A 15,715-nucleotide genomic window follows, 5' to 3' on the forward strand; every position below is an offset into this window, starting at 1 on the left:
TCATCCTGAGCCAGGATCAAACTCTCCAATAAAGTTAGTTTGTCTAGCATCTAAAATAAAAATTGACGTTTCACGTTGTTTGTTTCGTTCAGTTTTCAAAGAACTACTTGGCCGCTCATTTGCGACTTCCTTATGTTAACATCTTCATCTTTCAATGTCAACTAAGTTTTTTATTTCGTTTGTCGCTTTCAACGTTGTTGTCATCAGCGACTCGTATAATATTACACCTCTAATCTCTAATCGTCAATATGTTTTTCTAAAAAAATATAAAAAGACTTATTTCTTTTAAAATAAGCCTTTTTATCATATACCATTCTATTCGTTTATTATCTTTCTATAATTGGTAACGAGACGATAAACTGAATAACACCATCCTCATATTCAGCTCGAATACTACCACCTTGTAATTCAACAATACTTTTCGCAATCGCCAATCCAAGACCCGATCCTTCTGTTACTCTACTTCTAGATTGATCTTTCTTATAAAAACGTTCAAACAAACTCGCTAACTCTTCTCTCGTAAACACTTCACTATGATTCGCAATTACAATTTGTATATCCCGTCGCTGCCTTTGAAGAGAAACTTTTATCTCCCCATCATCTTTACTATACTTAATCGCGTTCATTAATAAATTATCAAATACACGAACCATCTTTTCCGAATCAATCGCTGCATAGGCACGTTCTTCAGGAAACTTCTTAACGAACGTAAGTCCATGCTCTTCCGCCTGCGGTACTAACTCTTCTATTAATTGCTCCAATAACTCATTTATACATACTTCTTGTTTTTCTAATATAACTTGTTCATTCGTTAACTTCGTATACTCAAATAAATCTTCTATTAAATTCTTTAACTGCTCCGATTTAGCAAAAGCAATTCTTGTATACTCATCATGTTGTTCTTTATTTTCATATTTAGAATCTCGAAGTAATCGCAAGTAACCCATAATAGAAGTCAGTGGTGTACGTAAATCGTGAGATACATTCGTAATAAGCTCATTCTTTTGCTTCTCTAATCTACGTTCCTTTTCTATATTATTCATAAGCTCTTCCGCCATATTATTAATATTCTCAGTTAAAGACGCAATCTCATCTTCACCTTTCTTCTCAATACGGTACGCTAAGTTGCCTTTTTCTATTTCCTTTACACCTTCTGCCATCGCTTCAATTTGTTTCATCTTTCTCTTTGTTATATAGAAGAAAGAGAAAATGAATACGAGTACACCAATTAAAAATGGGAATGGGCCTTCTTGCGTATCATACATTACTACACCATCCGGAATTCCACTAACGAACATATATAAATTCTTATCTTCTATTGTAATAGGTGAAAAAGCTATAAATTCTTTTCTCGTATTTTCAAATATATCTTGACCATTTGAATAGTTAATCGCAAATGATGCTGCATTACGAATCGTATTATGCAGATCGATTTGCTCTTCTTGTGCCTGCTTCGTTTTATATACAACTTTACCACTTTCGTCAGTAACCAATATTTTTAAAGCTCTATTTCCTCGCTCTAAATTTTGATTCTCCGTTTCGATCATATTGGATATAGCTTCTAATTTATTTTCATGCACCGAACTATTTGCTGCTCTTTGAGCTTGATAATTAATTTGTTGCATACCAGACCGATAATCGACAGTCGCTTTACGATTCGCATTCTCAAAAAATGGTGCAGCTCCCTTTGCAAAAAAAACTCCTAATAACGCACAAGCAGCGAAAGTAGTAATCAGTTGAATTCTTATACTCTTTCGTACGCTCTTTACTAATTTCTCAATTAATTGTCTTATTTTCCTTATATAAGTAAATGGATTAAATATCTTTTTCAATCTTATACCCCACTCCCCATACTGTTTTTATATATCTAGGCTTCCTTGGATTCTCCTCAATCTTTTCACGTACTTTTCGAATATGCACCATTACAGTATTATCTGACTGAAAAGATCGTTCGTTCCAAACCTTTTCATAAATTTGTTCTGCGCTAAAGACCATACCGGGATTACGAGCTAGTAATTCTAGAATTGAAAATTCCCTCGGGGTCAACTTCACTTCTTCTCCCTCTACAATAACTTTATGGGTCGAGATGTTGATTTTCATCTCTCCAATTTCTAACTCGTCCTCATTTTGAATAGAAAAACCATTCATTTTCATATAACGACGTAACTGAGATTTTATCCTTGCGATTAACTCTAACGGATTAAATGGTTTCGTTACGTAATCATCTGCACCCGTTGTTAACCCTAAAATCTTATCCATATCTTGCGTTTTCGCGGAAAGCATAATAATTGGCATTTCTTTTTCTTCCCTTACTTTCATACACATATGAATGCCGTCTACTTTCGGCATCATAATATCTAATACGACTAGATGTACTTCGTTTTCTTCTAGTAAACGTAATCCTTCTTCGCCGTCCCCTGCTTGCAATACTTTATATCCTTCATTCTTTAAATAGATTGTAATAAGATTCCTAATTTCTTTTTCATCATCTACGACAAGTATCGTTTCATTTGCCACAATATCTCCCCCATCACTTTTTTAATCCCTAACTTCTATTATAGGAAAACTTCTGAAGAAAAACGCTCGGAAATCCTTAAGATTTTCTGAAGACGCAAAAAAGATCTAGACTCCCCTTAAGTCTAGACCTTTCAAAAACCCCTTTTATTTACGAACGTAGATGAAATATAGTACGAATAAAACTCCCATAACATACATAATTGGATGAATCTCTTTACGTCGACCACTTACTACCATTGTAATTGGATAGAAGATAAACCCGATTGCAATTCCTGTTGCGATACTATACGTAAGTGGCATTGAAATGATAGTAAAGAATGCTGGTACTGCAATTTCGAATTTCTTCCAGTCAATTTCTCCTAAAGACGAAACCATCAAGATTCCTACAATAATTAACGCTGGCGCTGTTACAGCTGGTGTTACAACACTTAATAATGGCGAGAAGAATAGTGCCAATAAGAAGAATCCTGCTGTTACAACTGCTGTAAATCCAGAACGTCCACCCGCTGCTACCCCTGCAGAAGATTCAATATAAGACGTTGTTGTTGATGTACCTAAGATCGCACCAATTACAGTTGCAATTGCATCTGCAAATAATGCTTTTCCTGCACGTGGTAATTTATTGTTCTTCATTAATCCCGCTTGATTCGCAACCGCTACAAGTGTACCTGCTGTATCAAAGAAATCGATAAAGAAGAACGTTATAATAACAATCCCCATTTGAACAGTGAAAATATCTCCGAAGTGCGTTAATGCTGCACCGAACGTTGGTTCTAGACTCGGTATTGCTCCCACTACCGCTTTCGGAGTATCAATTAATCCGGTTGCTACTCCTAAGATTGCCGTAAGAATCATACCGTAAAATACTGCACCATTAACTTTCTTAATCATGAAAATAATGGTCGTAACAACTCCGAAAATCGCTAGTAACGTTGTGCCCTTTGTTAAGTCCCCCAACCCAACAAGAACAGCATCATTTTTCACGATAATTCCAGCATTTTGGAATCCAAGGAAAGCAATGAATAATCCGATACCTGCCGCTACTGCAAACTTTAGCTCTGATGGAATTGCATTAATGATTTTTTCACGAATACCTGAAGCTGTAAGAATAATAAAGATAATACCTGACATTAACGTTCCAGCAATTGCTGTTTGCCACGGAATACCCATCGTTAACACTGCTGTATAAGCAAAGAACGCGTTAATTCCCATACCCGGCGCCAAAGCAATCGGATACTTCGCGAAAATCCCCATAATTAACGAACCGATCGCTGCTGCTAATGCTGTTGCAACGAATACTGCACCTGGATCCATTCCTGTACCTGCTGGTAAACCTTTAACATTTCCAAGTGACAGCGTAGCAGGATTGACAAATAGCACATAAGCCATAGATAAAAATGTCGTTAAACCTGCTATGAACTCTGTTTTATAATTCGTGCCGAGTTCATCAAACTGAAAATAGCGTTTCATCTTACGTTTCCCCCGTTATATGATTACTCGCCGTAATCCCCTAGCCCTCTTTTATCTATTAAAAATAAAAAAGGCTTCCATTGCATATACATGGAAGCGTTCTATAAATAAAGACAAGATTCCCCTCACCTTTATAAAAACGCCTCGTAGTCAAGCCATTTACGGTAGCTAGGTAGAAACTTTCGGGCCATATCCCCGATATTATACGACGGCATAATATTCACTTTTCGTTTGAATTACATACTCATATTAACTCTTGAAAGTATTTTTGTCAATTTAAATACGAACATTTTTATTAACTTTTATATTTTCGTTCGTATTAAACTCAAAATAAAAAAGATCCATCTATTGCTCATGAGCAATAGATGGATCCTTTATTATAATACTATTCCCACTCGATAGTTGCTGGTGGCTTACTCGTTACATCATACACGATACGGTTAACGTGTTTCACTTCGTTTACGATACGTACAGAGATTTTCTCTAACACGTCCCAAGGGATACGTGCCCAATCAGCTGTCATACCGTCGATAGATGTTACTGCACGGATACCTACTGTGTAATCGTACGTACGCTCGTCACCCATAACACCTACGCTACGCATACCAGGAAGCGCAGTGAAGTATTGCCAGATTTCGCGGTCTAAGCCTGCTTTAATAATTTCTTCACGTAAAATCGCATCAGATTCACGAACGATTTCTAATTTCTCTTCTGTGATTTCACCTAATACACGAATACCAAGACCAGGGCCTGGGAATGGTTGACGCCATACGATTTCATCAGGAATTCCTAGTTCTGATCCTAATACACGCACTTCATCTTTAAATAACGTGTTTAAAGGCTCAATTAATTTGAACTGCATGTCTTCTGGAAGTCCACCAACGTTATGGTGAGATTTAATTGTTTGTGCAGTTGCTGTACCACTTTCAACGATATCTGTGTAAAGTGTACCTTGTGCTAAGAAGTCCATTCCTTCTAACTTAGAAGCTTCATCATCAAATACGTAAATGAATTCGTTACCGATAATTTTACGTTTTTGTTCTGGATCTTCTACACCTTTTAACTTGTTCATGAAGCGTTCTTTTGCATCCACTTTAATAACGTTCATATGGAAGCCTTCGCTAAATGTTTTCATAACGCCTTCTGCTTCGCCTTTACGAAGTAAGCCGTGGTCAACGAAGATACAAGTTAATTGATCGCCGATTGCTTTATGAATTAATACTGCTACAACAGAAGAATCTACACCGCCACTAAGTGCGCATAGAACTTTTTTGTCTCCAACAGTTTCACGAATTTTTTCTAATTCTACTTCGATAAAGTTCTCCATGTTCCATCCTTCAGAACAACCACATACGCCGAATACGAAGTTTTTAATTAAATCGTTACCGTGCTCAGAGTGACGTACTTCTGGGTGGAATTGTACACCGTATAAGTTTTTCGCTTCATTGCTCATACCAGCAATTGGGCAAGACTCACTTGTTGCGTCTACTACGAATCCTTCAGGTAAACCAGTTACTAAGTCGCCATGGCTCATCCATACAACTTGCTCTTCTGGAAGGTTCGCATATAATTTTGATTCGTTCTCTACTTTAAGAACCGCTTTTCCGTACTCACGGTGGTTTGCACGTTCTACTTTACCACCGAATTTTTGTGTCATAAGCTGCATACCGTAACAAATACCGAAGATCGGTAATCCTAGGTCAAAGATTTTTTCATCACAATGTAATGCACCTTCACCATATACACTATTTGGTCCACCAGAGAAAATAATCCCTTTTGGATTTATTTCTTTAATTTCTTCTGCAGTAATTGTATGCGGATGAAGTTCACTGTATACACCGAACTCACGAATTCGACGTGCTATTAACTGATTGTATTGACTTCCAAAATCTAAAACGATAATTGTATCGTGTTGCTTCTTCAAAATAATCACCCCAACGTTAGTTCTCGTATATAAATATTTTCACCAATTAGGCGAAAAGCATTACCAATATAATAAAAAAAGCCAGTCCTCCGCCTCTAGTCTCATAACAAAGAAAAGGCAGGGGTCTGGCTTTATAAAGAAAGATAGTCTCCGCTCTTTATAAATATAAGACACACTGCCTTCATAGTCAGGTTGTTTACGGTAACCCGGTAGAGACTCTCAAACCATATCTTTGAGGATATATGAAGGATCGTTTTATATTATCTTCCTAGATTCTAACAATGAAGTGTCGGTATGGTCAAGAGAGAAAGCGACAAAATTCTACAGAAATTCATTTCCTTTTCTAAAAAACATAAAAAAACATCCATTTCTATATAGAAATGGATGTTTTTTAGCGCGAACGGAATTACATCATTCCGCCCATACCGCCCATGCCCATGCCGCCCATGTCAGGCATTGCTGGTGCATTTGGTTCTGGCTTGTCAGCTACTACAGCTTCAGTTGTTAAGAACATAGCTGCAACAGATGCTGCGTTTTGAAGTGCAGAGCGAGTTACTTTAGCTGGATCTACGATACCAGTTTCAAGCATGTTAACCCACTCGCCAGTAGCTGCGTTGAAACCAACGCCTACTTTTTCGCCTTTTAGGCGCTCTACAACTACAGATCCTTCTAGACCAGCGTTGATTGCGATTTGGCGAACTGGCTCTTCTAGTGCACGAAGTACGATGTTGATACCTGTTGCTTCGTCGCCTTCAGCTACGATAGAAGCTACTTTTGTGTATACGTTCATAAGTGAAGTACCACCACCTGCAACGATACCTTCTTCTACTGCTGCACGAGTTGAGTTAAGTGCATCTTCAATGCGAAGTTTGCGCTCTTTTAACTCAGTTTCAGTTGCTGCACCTACTTTAATTACTGCTACGCCACCTGCAAGTTTTGCAAGACGCTCTTGTAATTTTTCACGATCGAATTCAGAAGTCGTTTCTTCTAATTGCGCACGGATTTGACCGATGCGAGCTTCGATTTGTTCTGTGCTTCCTACACCTTCAACTACAGTTGTGTTTTCTTTCGTTACAACAACTTTACCAGCGCGTCCTAAAGATTCAACTGTAGCAGATTTTAAGTCACGGCCTAATTCTTCAGTGATTACTTCGCCACCAGTTAAGATTGCGATATCTTCTAGCATTGCTTTACGACGGTCACCAAATCCAGGAGCTTTAACAGCTACTACATTGAATGTACCACGAAGTTTGTTCACTACTAATGTAGCTAACGCTTCGCCTTCTACATCTTCAGCAATGATAAGAAGCGGTTTACCTTGTTGTACCACTTGCTCTAATACTGGTAAGATTTCTTGAATGTTAGAAATCTTTTTGTCAGTGATTAAGATGTATGGGTTATCAAGAACTGCTTCCATTTTGTCAGAATCAGTAATCATGTAAGGAGATGCATATCCACGATCAAATTGCATACCTTCTACTACGTCTAATTCTGTTGTGAAACCTTTAGATTCTTCTAAAGTAATAACGCCGTCGTTACCAACGCGCTCCATTGCTTCAGCGATTAATTGACCTACTTCTTCGTCAGCAGCAGAAATAGCAGCTACTTGTGCGATAGAAGATTTACCTTCGATTGGTTTAGAAATCGTTTTTAATTCTTCTACTGCAGCAACTACAGCTTTTTCGATACCTTTACGAAGACCCATTGGGTTCGCACCAGCTGTTACGTTTTTAAGACCTTCACGAATCATAGCTTGTGCTAATACAGTTGCAGTTGTTGTTCCGTCACCAGCTACATCATTTGTTTTGCTAGCAACTTCTGCTACTAATTTCGCACCCATGTTTTCGAATGCATCTTCTAATTCAATTTCTTTTGCGATTGTTACACCGTCATTTGTAATAAGTGGTGAACCGAATTTTTTCTCAAGAACAACGTTACGACCTTTTGGTCCAAGCGTTACTTTTACTGCATTTGCAAGAGTGTCGACACCGCGAAGCATCGAACGACGTGCTTCTTCACTAAATTTAATATCTTTTGCCATAATAATTGACCCCCTTGGATTTTTTAAGATTTATATAATTAACCGATAACTGCTAAAATGTCACTTTCACGTAAAATCAAGTAGTCTGTACCTTCATATTTCACTTCAGTACCTGCATATTTTGAGAAGATGATAAGATCACCTGCTGCTACCTCTAAAGCAACACGCTCACCATTTTCAAGCACTCGACCAGTACCTACTGCAATAACTTTACCCTCTTGTGGTTTTTCTTTTGCTGTGTCTGGTAATACAATACCACTTGCTGTTTTTTCTTCCGCTTGAACAAGCTCAATTACAACGCGATCACCTAATGGCTTTAGCATGAACAATAACCTCCTCATTTTGTTATGTAAATTTTATTTATTAGCACTCAAGTCACCCGAGTGCTAACACACTTATAATAATAAATAATCTCAATTTCTTTTGCAAGTAAAAAAATCATAATTTTTTCGCAAATTACGCTATAAATTTTTCTATATAGAGTTCCTCTTCTTCTACCTTTACTATATGAATCGTTGTTTCCACTACTCGTATGTTACAATATGAAAGGACACCCTAAGTTGTTTTCGCTACACACACAACTTTCTCCTGTCTTCTATTATAATTTCAAATAAGGATTTACAAAAAAAACATAATGTAAGTAAAGTTTATATCGTAGGTAGCATCTTTACATGTTATCCTACCTTATCTCATACACTAAAGTTAGAAAGGATGGTTAAACCATTTGAAAAAACAATATTGGTGGGTTATCGTTACATACATTTTAATGCAGTTATCATCAATTGCTGGATTACCACTTCTTCTGAAAACTGGGCTTTATGATAACAGGGGATTCACTAGGGAAGAGAAATTTCAACTCATAACTGGTCACTGGGCGATCATTAGCTTCTTTATTGCATTATGTATCATACTTTGGTTACTTAGAACAGATATTCGTGACAGACATTTAGATACAAAGCGTTCTACTGTTCCAGCTACAATTGGTTGGATTTTTATCGGGTTCTTCTTAGCATTTTTCTCGCAAAGTATTGCTGGTATGATTGAAATGTATGTATTAGGTATTAAACCTGGATCTGAAAATACAGCGAGACTTATGGATATCGCAAGAACGACACCTTGGTTCCTTATCGTCATCTCTATAATAGGACCTATTTTGGAAGAAATCGTATTTAGAAAAATTTTATTTGGTACACTTTATAAGAAGTTTAACTTCTTTATTGCCGCTATCATTAGTTCCCTTGTATTTGCGGCGATTCATTTTGATTTTACTCACTTATTGGTATACACTGCTATGGGGCTCGTATTCGCCTTCTTATATGTAAAAACGAAGCGTATTATCGTTCCAATTGCAGCTCATGTTGCAATGAATACATTAGTTGCAGTTGCCCAAGTTTTAATGAGTAACGAACAAATTCAAGAAATGATTAAAGAAGCTGAAAAAATGCAAAGCTTTATCGGAGGATTTTTAGTATGAGAAACTCACCATTGTTCATGGCTATATTGTACTTCCTTCTAGGATGTATCTTTACACATCTAGCCATTAGGAATGTAACAGATACAATTTGGAATATGTGGACAATACTATTTGCAGTTATGGCGACGATTGATTTTAATTTGGCACTTCGCCTCATCTTAGTTAAATTCACAAAGAAAAAACAATAATAAAACGCAGAGGTCGCTTCCTCTGCGTTTTATTGTGGATAATTCTTCAAAAAGTAAACTAATGTTTGTAACTCTACTGCTAAATCAATATGATGAATTCTTATATTGTCTGACACATTTAATCGTGCTGGTGTGAAATTCAAAATACCATGCACGTTTGTTTCTGCCAATCTATCAGCTACAGATTGTGCTACTGTAGCGGGTACTGTTAATATTGCCACTTGTATATCAGATGATAAACGTTCTTCTAATTCATCTAAGTGATATACAGGAATGCCTCCGATTTCTGTTCCAACTTTCTCTTCACTAATATCAAACGCCATTTCAATTTTTGTATTATTGTTTTTCGTGAAATTATAATGTAAGAAAGCGGTCCCTAAATTACCTACTCCAATAAGCGCTACACGTGTTATATCATCTTGGTCGAGTGTTTCACGGAAAAATGATAATAAATAATTTACGTTATATCCATATCCTTTTTTCCCTAATGCTCCAAAGTATGAGAAATCTCTTCGAATCGTTGCGGAATCAACCTTTACCGCTTCACTTAATTCGGCTGATGAAACACGTTGCTTACCAGACAAAGATAAGTTTTGGATAAATCGATAGTATAGAGGCAATCTCTTAGCAGTGGCTTGTGGAATTTTCTGCTGCTCCATATAACCTCTCCTCTCTTCCTATCTTTATTCATATGCTTTAATTAAATACAGAAGTTTAGCACTTATTAAATTCCTTGTATAATAGAAAGAAGAAGTATTCTCTCTGTATTTTAAACTATACACTATTTTTAGTATGATTGAGAAATATAAACATGGCAAAGTTAAGAAATTATTTGAGGTGAAAACATTGATTTTATTACAAGTAAACGCGCTTTCGAAATTATACGGTGCAGAAACGATTCTTTCAAATATAAAATTAGAAGTTCAAACGAAAGATCGTATCGCATTAGTCGGACGAAATGGCGCTGGAAAATCTACATTATTAAAAATAATAGCGGGTGAGCTATCTCATGATGGTGGAGAAATTATAAAACCGAAAGATGTCTCAATTGGATATTTAGCTCAAAATACCGGTTTAGAAACATCTTTAACAATTTGGGATGAAATGTTAACCGTCTTTACACACTTGCAGCAAATGGAGACAAAACTTCGAAGGCTAGAGCAAGAGATGGGAAAAGAAGAAAACTTTTCAAACGAGGCTACATATGAAAGATTATTAGCTGATTATGACCAATTACAATTAGATTATAAAGATCAAGGTGGCTATCAGTACGAAGCAGATATCCGTTCGATTTTAAGTGGTCTTGGCTTCCCAGTTGAAACGCACCAGACGACGATTTCGACATTAAGCGGTGGACAAAAAACACGATTAGCTCTCGGTAAATTATTATTAACGAAACCAGACTTACTTATTTTGGACGAGCCTACAAACCATTTAGACATCGAAACATTAACATGGCTTGAACAATATTTACAAGGTTATCCTGGGGCAATACTAATCGTTTCCCATGACCGTTATTTCTTAGATAAACTTGTTACACAAGTATATGAAATTTCGAATAAAGAAAGTAGACGATTTGTTGGTAACTACAGTAAATATTTAGACTTAAAATCAGCACTATACGAGCAAGAAATGAAACGTTATGAAAAACAACAAGATGAGATTGCTAAGCTAGAGGACTTCGTTCAAAAAAATATAGCTCGTGCATCTACGACAAAACGTGCGCAAAGTCGTCGGAAACAATTAGACCGTATGGAATTATTAACAAGACCATTAGGGGATTCTAAGTCAGCTTCCTTCCACTTCGATATTGAAAAACAAAGTGGAAATGATGTTTTACAAGTAAAGGACGCAACTATCGGCTATGATAAGGATCCAATTATTGAACATGTAACAATGCGCTTAACACGCGGAGATAGTGTTGCTTTAGTTGGTCCAAACGGAATTGGGAAATCCACATTATTAAAATCCATTGTGAATAAGTTACCACTATTACATGGTGAGGTTTCTTTCGGATCTAATGTCTCTGTTGGTTATTATGATCAGGAACAAGCTAATTTAACATCTTCTAAGCGCGTTTTAAATGAGCTATGGGATGAATACCCACTGCAACCTGAAAAAGAAATTCGCACGATATTAGGTAACTTCTTATTCACAGGAGATGATGTATTAAAGCCAGTATCTTCTCTTAGCGGTGGACAAAAAGCTCGTTTAGCTCTTGCCAAACTTATGATGCAAAAATCGAATTTATTAATTCTCGATGAGCCTACAAACCATCTTGATTTAAATAGTAAAGAGATTTTGGAGAATGCTTTAATTGATTATCCTGGTACCCTTCTCTTTGTATCTCATGACCGCTACTTTATTAATCGTGTAACGACGACCGTTGTTGAGTTATCAACAGAAGGTGCACAGGAATATTTAGGGGATTATGATTACTACGTTGAAAAGAAAAATGAGATGATTGAACGTGCTGAGTTTGAACAACAAGAGCAGCAAGAAAATCATGCACCTGTTCAAAAAACTGTAGCTCCAGAAAAATTAAATTATCTCGAAGAAAAAGAGCGCAAAAAGTTGGAGCGTCAACGTACTCGAAAAATTGAGGAACTAGAACAAAACATTGTACAATTTGAAGAAGAAATTGCTACGTTAGAAGATCAACTTTGCTTACCAGAAATATATGCAGATTATGAAAAGGCTAGTGAAATTACAACGAAAAAGCAAACACTACAAGAGCAACTTGATGCTTGTATGGCAGAATGGGAAGAATTACATTTATAAGAGTCTTAAATAAGAGGGATGTCTCATAAGTCGGGATTTTAGACTATGCGGCATCCTTTTTATCTTCTAGTTTGAATTAACGTCATATTGTATAAAATATTCGACATGAGGCATAATTTCAACGACAAAGTTTGACAATATTAGCGACTCCTATAATAAGAGCATATTTCAAAATGTTTTTTAAAGATATCTTCTTGTTTTTTATTTCCCGAGAAAAATACATCTAAAGGTCAGACTTCACCTATTTTATCCACAACCTTATACACATATCCACCTTTATAAAATAAACAAAAAAATAACTTTTCCACATTATCCACAATCAACAAAAAAGTTATCAACATTTTATATACACAATAAAACCCATATTATCAACAGATAATATGGGTTTTATCCACAAGCTGTGGTTAATTTTGTGCATAACTATGCTTCAATATCTAATCCTGGATTTGCATTTAAAGCTAATGTAGCACGTTTTCCTTGTTCATATGCAATTGTACCTGCCGCTGCAATCATTGCTGCATTATCTGTACATAAAGATAGAGGAGGAATAATTAGCTCTACATTTTCTTTTTGTGCAAATTCCGCTTCTAAACGTGCACGCAGTCCTTTATTCGCAGCTACTCCACCAGCAAGAAGCACTTGCTTTACGTTATAAGCATCCGCTGCACGAGATGTTTTCGTTACTAATACGTCAATTACACTCTCTTGGAAACTTGCTGCTAAATCTTCCGGTGCAATTTCTATTCCGCGTTGTTTTGCGTTATGCACAGTGTTGATAACTGCTGATTTCAATCCGCTAAAACTGAAATCATACGAATCCGGTTCTAGCCATGCACGAGGTAAATCAATTGTTGGTTCTCCTTCATGTGCAAGTCGATCAATATGAGGACCACCTGGATATGGCATAGATAACGTACGAGCTACTTTATCATATGCCTCTCCTGCTGCGTCATCTCGTGTTTCACCAATTACTTCAAATGAACCATGTTCTTTCATATAAACAAGCTCTGTATGCCCACCAGAGACAACAAGTGATAGTAATGGGAATTGAACTTCTTTTACTAAGCGGTTCGCATAAATGTGGCCAGCGATATGATGAACACCAACTAGAGGGATATCATGTGCAAATGCCACTGCTTTCGCTGCGTTCACCCCTATTAGAAGCGCTCCTACTAAACCAGGTCCTTCTGTGACAGCAATTGCATCAATATCATCAAATGTGATATTCGCTTCTTTTAACGCTTCTTCTAATACAACTGTAATTTCTTCTACATGATGACGGGACGCAATCTCTGGTACAACTCCGCCAAAACGTTTATGACTTTCAATTTGTGATGCAACAACATTTGCAATAATTTCCGTTCCATTTTTAACAACCGCTACTGCTGTTTCATCACAACTTGTTTCAATACCAAGTATAATCGTATTTTTTTCCATTATATATTCACCCACATTACGAGACCATCTTCCTGATTGTCTGCATAGTATCGTTTACGAATTCCACCATTTTGAAATCCGTATTTTCTGTATAACTGTTTTGCTACTTCATTTGATACACGTACTTCAAGTGTCATCGTTTTTACACCTAGAGTTTTCGCTTCGGAAATAACTTCTTTTAATAAAGCATCTCCTAGCTTTTGACCTCTGTATTCTGGCAAAATAGCTATATTTGTTATATGCGATTCATCAATAATTATCCACAATCCACAATACCCAATTACACGACCATCTTTTTCTAGCACAACATAATGTGCATGTTCATTCATCGTTAACTCACGGTGAAAGGCATCTGCAGTCCAAGGAGTTGAAAAAGATGCTTCTTCAATGGCTACAATTTGAGCAATATCATCAAGTTTCATCTTTCTAAATATCATATCCATCCTCTGCAAGCTCCTACTTGTTTTGACTTTCTAACCACTTTGTTTCAGCTTCAGCTAAACGAAGGTAACTAGGAACAAATGAATGTACATCTTGTTCTTCTTTTTGTAATCCTAAGAACGCTAGCTCACTTGGTCTTGGGTTATTTTTAGTGAAAGGAGCAAAGACAGCTTGATTGCCTAAATGTTCGATAATTGTTTCTTTGTGTAGTTTCACATCGTTACCAATAAATAAAACAGGCTTTCCTTTATCTTTTAACATTTGCAACCAGTCTACAATAAGGATGATTCGGTCTTCCTCTATAGAAGTTAAATCCTCTCCTTCATATGTATATAAGCCAGTATAAATTTGTCCACGTCTTCCATCGAATAAAGGACAGATTAATCCATCAAAATTAGCTCCGTTTGCAGCCACTACTTCTAAACTTGATACACCCACAATTGGTATTTGAAGTGACCAAGCTAATGTTTTGGCAGCTGTCACACCTATACGAACACCTGTATATGATCCTGGTCCAGCAGCTACAACTATTTTAGTTAATTCTTTTGGTTTTACACCGCATTCTTTTAACAGTTGTTCTACAGCTGGCATAAGACGCACAGAATGATTTTTTGTTAAATTTGTAATGATTTCCCCAATTACGTTTCCTTCTTCAATAAGGGATACACCCATTACATAATTTGAAGTATCAATTGCTAGTACTTTCATCTTGTAATAGCTCCTCACATAATCTAATATAGCGATCTCCAATTGGCTCGAGTACAATGTTTCTTGTGTCATCTCCAGCATGGAATAAACTAATTTGTAGCTTCTCATTTGGTAAATATGCTTCTATTAAATGAGCCCATTCTACTACCGTAATTCCTTCACCGTAGAAATACTCATCAAAACCTAAGTCTTCTTCACTTTCAGCTAAGCGATACACGTCCATATGATATAGCGGTAATCTCCCTTTATATTCTTTAATAATATTAAAGGTAGGACTATTTACAACTCTTTTCACTCCAAGACCTTTTGCTAGTCCCTTTGTAAAAGTCGTCTTACCAGCCCCTAGATCTCCTTCTAAAATAATTACATCTTGTGCCTGAGCAAGTTCACCAAGTTTTTCTGATAATCTTTGTGTTTCCTCAGATGATTTTGTTGTTATTTCATATTTACTCACAGACTTCACCTACTTTACTCACAATGTTCTCTGCTATTTATTATACAGGTTTTGAATATATAAAAAAGTCCTTAGGAGTTTTCCTAAGGATAGTTTGACTGTCTTTATTAGTTTTTTGTTAAAACAAATAAAAAAATACGAAACAACATGTTTCGTTCTTTTCTTTATATAAAATGGCGGTCCCGACCGGGGTCGAACCGGCGATCTCCTGCGTGACAGGCAGGCATGTTAACCACTACACCACGGGACCATTTGGTTGCGGGGACAGGATTTGAACCTG

The 15,715-nt window shown here is 36.6% G+C and carries 14 protein-coding genes, 1 tRNA gene and 2 riboswitches; of the genes, 3 read left to right on the forward strand and 12 right to left on the reverse strand.

The window, feature by feature from the left end; all coding sequences use genetic code 11:
- Nucleotides 1-326: 326 nt before the first annotated feature.
- From ampS to groES, 6 genes are all read right to left on the reverse strand, one after another.
- Nucleotides 327-1,832 (reverse strand): aminopeptidase AmpS, encoded by a 1,506-nt coding sequence (ampS, locus tag ACTFR9_RS27150; RefSeq protein WP_000719219.1) that lies wholly within the window; start codon nt 1,830-1,832, stop codon nt 327-329.
- Complete coding sequence (locus ACTFR9_RS27155; protein WP_001262954.1) at nt 1,816-2,517, reverse strand: response regulator transcription factor; 702 nt, start codon at nt 2,515-2,517, stop codon at nt 1,816-1,818. The genes ampS and ACTFR9_RS27155 overlap by 17 nt, the downstream gene beginning before the upstream one ends.
- 144 nt (nt 2,518-2,661) lie before the next feature.
- The gene (locus ACTFR9_RS27160; protein WP_000833093.1) at nt 2,662-3,987 is read right to left on the reverse strand and encodes an NCS2 family permease; all 1,326 of its coding nucleotides are present in this window, start codon (nt 3,985-3,987) and stop codon (nt 2,662-2,664) included.
- A gap of 127 nt (nt 3,988-4,114) precedes the next feature.
- A riboswitch (purine riboswitch) is annotated at nt 4,115-4,216 on the reverse strand.
- 156 nt (nt 4,217-4,372) lie between these two features.
- Entirely contained in the window at nt 4,373-5,911 is a 1,539-nt protein-coding gene (gene guaA / locus ACTFR9_RS27165) for a glutamine-hydrolyzing GMP synthase (RefSeq protein WP_000743925.1), read from the reverse strand.
- A 164-nt stretch (nt 5,912-6,075) separates the two neighbouring features.
- Nucleotides 6,076-6,177: riboswitch (purine riboswitch) on the reverse strand.
- A 140-nt stretch (nt 6,178-6,317) separates the two neighbouring features.
- Nucleotides 6,318-7,952, reverse strand: a complete 1,635-nt coding sequence (groL, locus tag ACTFR9_RS27170; protein ID WP_001029999.1) for a chaperonin GroEL — start codon at nt 7,950-7,952, stop codon at nt 6,318-6,320.
- A 38-nt stretch (nt 7,953-7,990) separates the two neighbouring features.
- On the reverse strand, nt 7,991-8,275 hold the full coding sequence (gene groES / locus ACTFR9_RS27175; protein WP_000917306.1) for a co-chaperone GroES: 285 nt from the start codon (nt 8,273-8,275) through the stop codon (nt 7,991-7,993).
- Nucleotides 8,276-8,676: 401 nt separating this feature from the next.
- Between groES and ACTFR9_RS27180 the strand changes: the two genes are divergently transcribed.
- Nucleotides 8,677-9,426, forward strand: a complete 750-nt coding sequence (locus ACTFR9_RS27180) for a CPBP family intramembrane glutamic endopeptidase (protein ID WP_076856803.1) — start codon at nt 8,677-8,679, stop codon at nt 9,424-9,426.
- On the forward strand, nt 9,423-9,614 hold the full coding sequence (locus ACTFR9_RS27185) for a YdiK family protein (RefSeq protein WP_001246207.1): 192 nt from the start codon (nt 9,423-9,425) through the stop codon (nt 9,612-9,614). Before ACTFR9_RS27180 ends, ACTFR9_RS27185 begins: the two co-directional genes overlap by 4 nt.
- Before the next feature lie 29 nt (nt 9,615-9,643).
- Here the strand turns inward: ACTFR9_RS27185 and ACTFR9_RS27190 are convergent, their stop codons facing one another.
- On the reverse strand, nt 9,644-10,273 hold the full coding sequence (locus ACTFR9_RS27190; protein WP_000437698.1) for a redox-sensing transcriptional repressor Rex: 630 nt from the start codon (nt 10,271-10,273) through the stop codon (nt 9,644-9,646).
- 187 nt (nt 10,274-10,460) lie between these two features.
- Between ACTFR9_RS27190 and ACTFR9_RS27195 the strand changes: the two genes are divergently transcribed.
- Nucleotides 10,461-12,395 carry an ABC-F family ATP-binding cassette domain-containing protein gene (locus ACTFR9_RS27195; protein WP_000602165.1) on the forward strand — a complete coding sequence of 645 codons (1,935 nt, stop codon included), beginning with the start codon at nt 10,461-10,463 and terminating at the stop codon, nt 12,393-12,395.
- A gap of 420 nt (nt 12,396-12,815) precedes the next feature.
- Here the strand turns inward: ACTFR9_RS27195 and tsaD are convergent, their stop codons facing one another.
- From tsaD to ACTFR9_RS27220, 5 genes are all read right to left on the reverse strand, one after another.
- Nucleotides 12,816-13,832, reverse strand: coding sequence for a tRNA (adenosine(37)-N6)-threonylcarbamoyltransferase complex transferase subunit TsaD (gene tsaD, locus ACTFR9_RS27200; protein WP_076856802.1), 1,017 nt, complete (start codon nt 13,830-13,832; stop codon nt 12,816-12,818).
- Nucleotides 13,832-14,275, reverse strand: coding sequence for a ribosomal protein S18-alanine N-acetyltransferase (gene rimI, locus ACTFR9_RS27205; protein ID WP_076856801.1), 444 nt, complete (start codon nt 14,273-14,275; stop codon nt 13,832-13,834). The genes tsaD and rimI overlap by 1 nt, the downstream gene beginning before the upstream one ends.
- Before the next feature lie 13 nt (nt 14,276-14,288).
- Complete coding sequence (tsaB, locus tag ACTFR9_RS27210) at nt 14,289-14,981, reverse strand: tRNA (adenosine(37)-N6)-threonylcarbamoyltransferase complex dimerization subunit type 1 TsaB (RefSeq protein ID WP_000865758.1); 693 nt, start codon at nt 14,979-14,981, stop codon at nt 14,289-14,291.
- The gene (gene tsaE, locus ACTFR9_RS27215; RefSeq protein WP_000049631.1) at nt 14,962-15,435 is read right to left on the reverse strand and encodes a tRNA (adenosine(37)-N6)-threonylcarbamoyltransferase complex ATPase subunit type 1 TsaE; all 474 of its coding nucleotides are present in this window, start codon (nt 15,433-15,435) and stop codon (nt 14,962-14,964) included. Before tsaE ends, tsaB begins: the two co-directional genes overlap by 20 nt.
- A 174-nt stretch (nt 15,436-15,609) precedes the next feature.
- Nucleotides 15,610-15,685: transfer RNA gene (locus ACTFR9_RS27220), tRNA-Asp, on the reverse strand.
- Between the last annotated feature and the right edge of the window lie 30 nt (nt 15,686-15,715).

Source organism: Bacillus cereus group sp. MYBK222-1 (assembly GCF_051916425.1).
Lineage (GTDB): Bacteria > Bacillota > Bacilli > Bacillales > Bacillaceae_G > Bacillus_A > Bacillus_A paranthracis.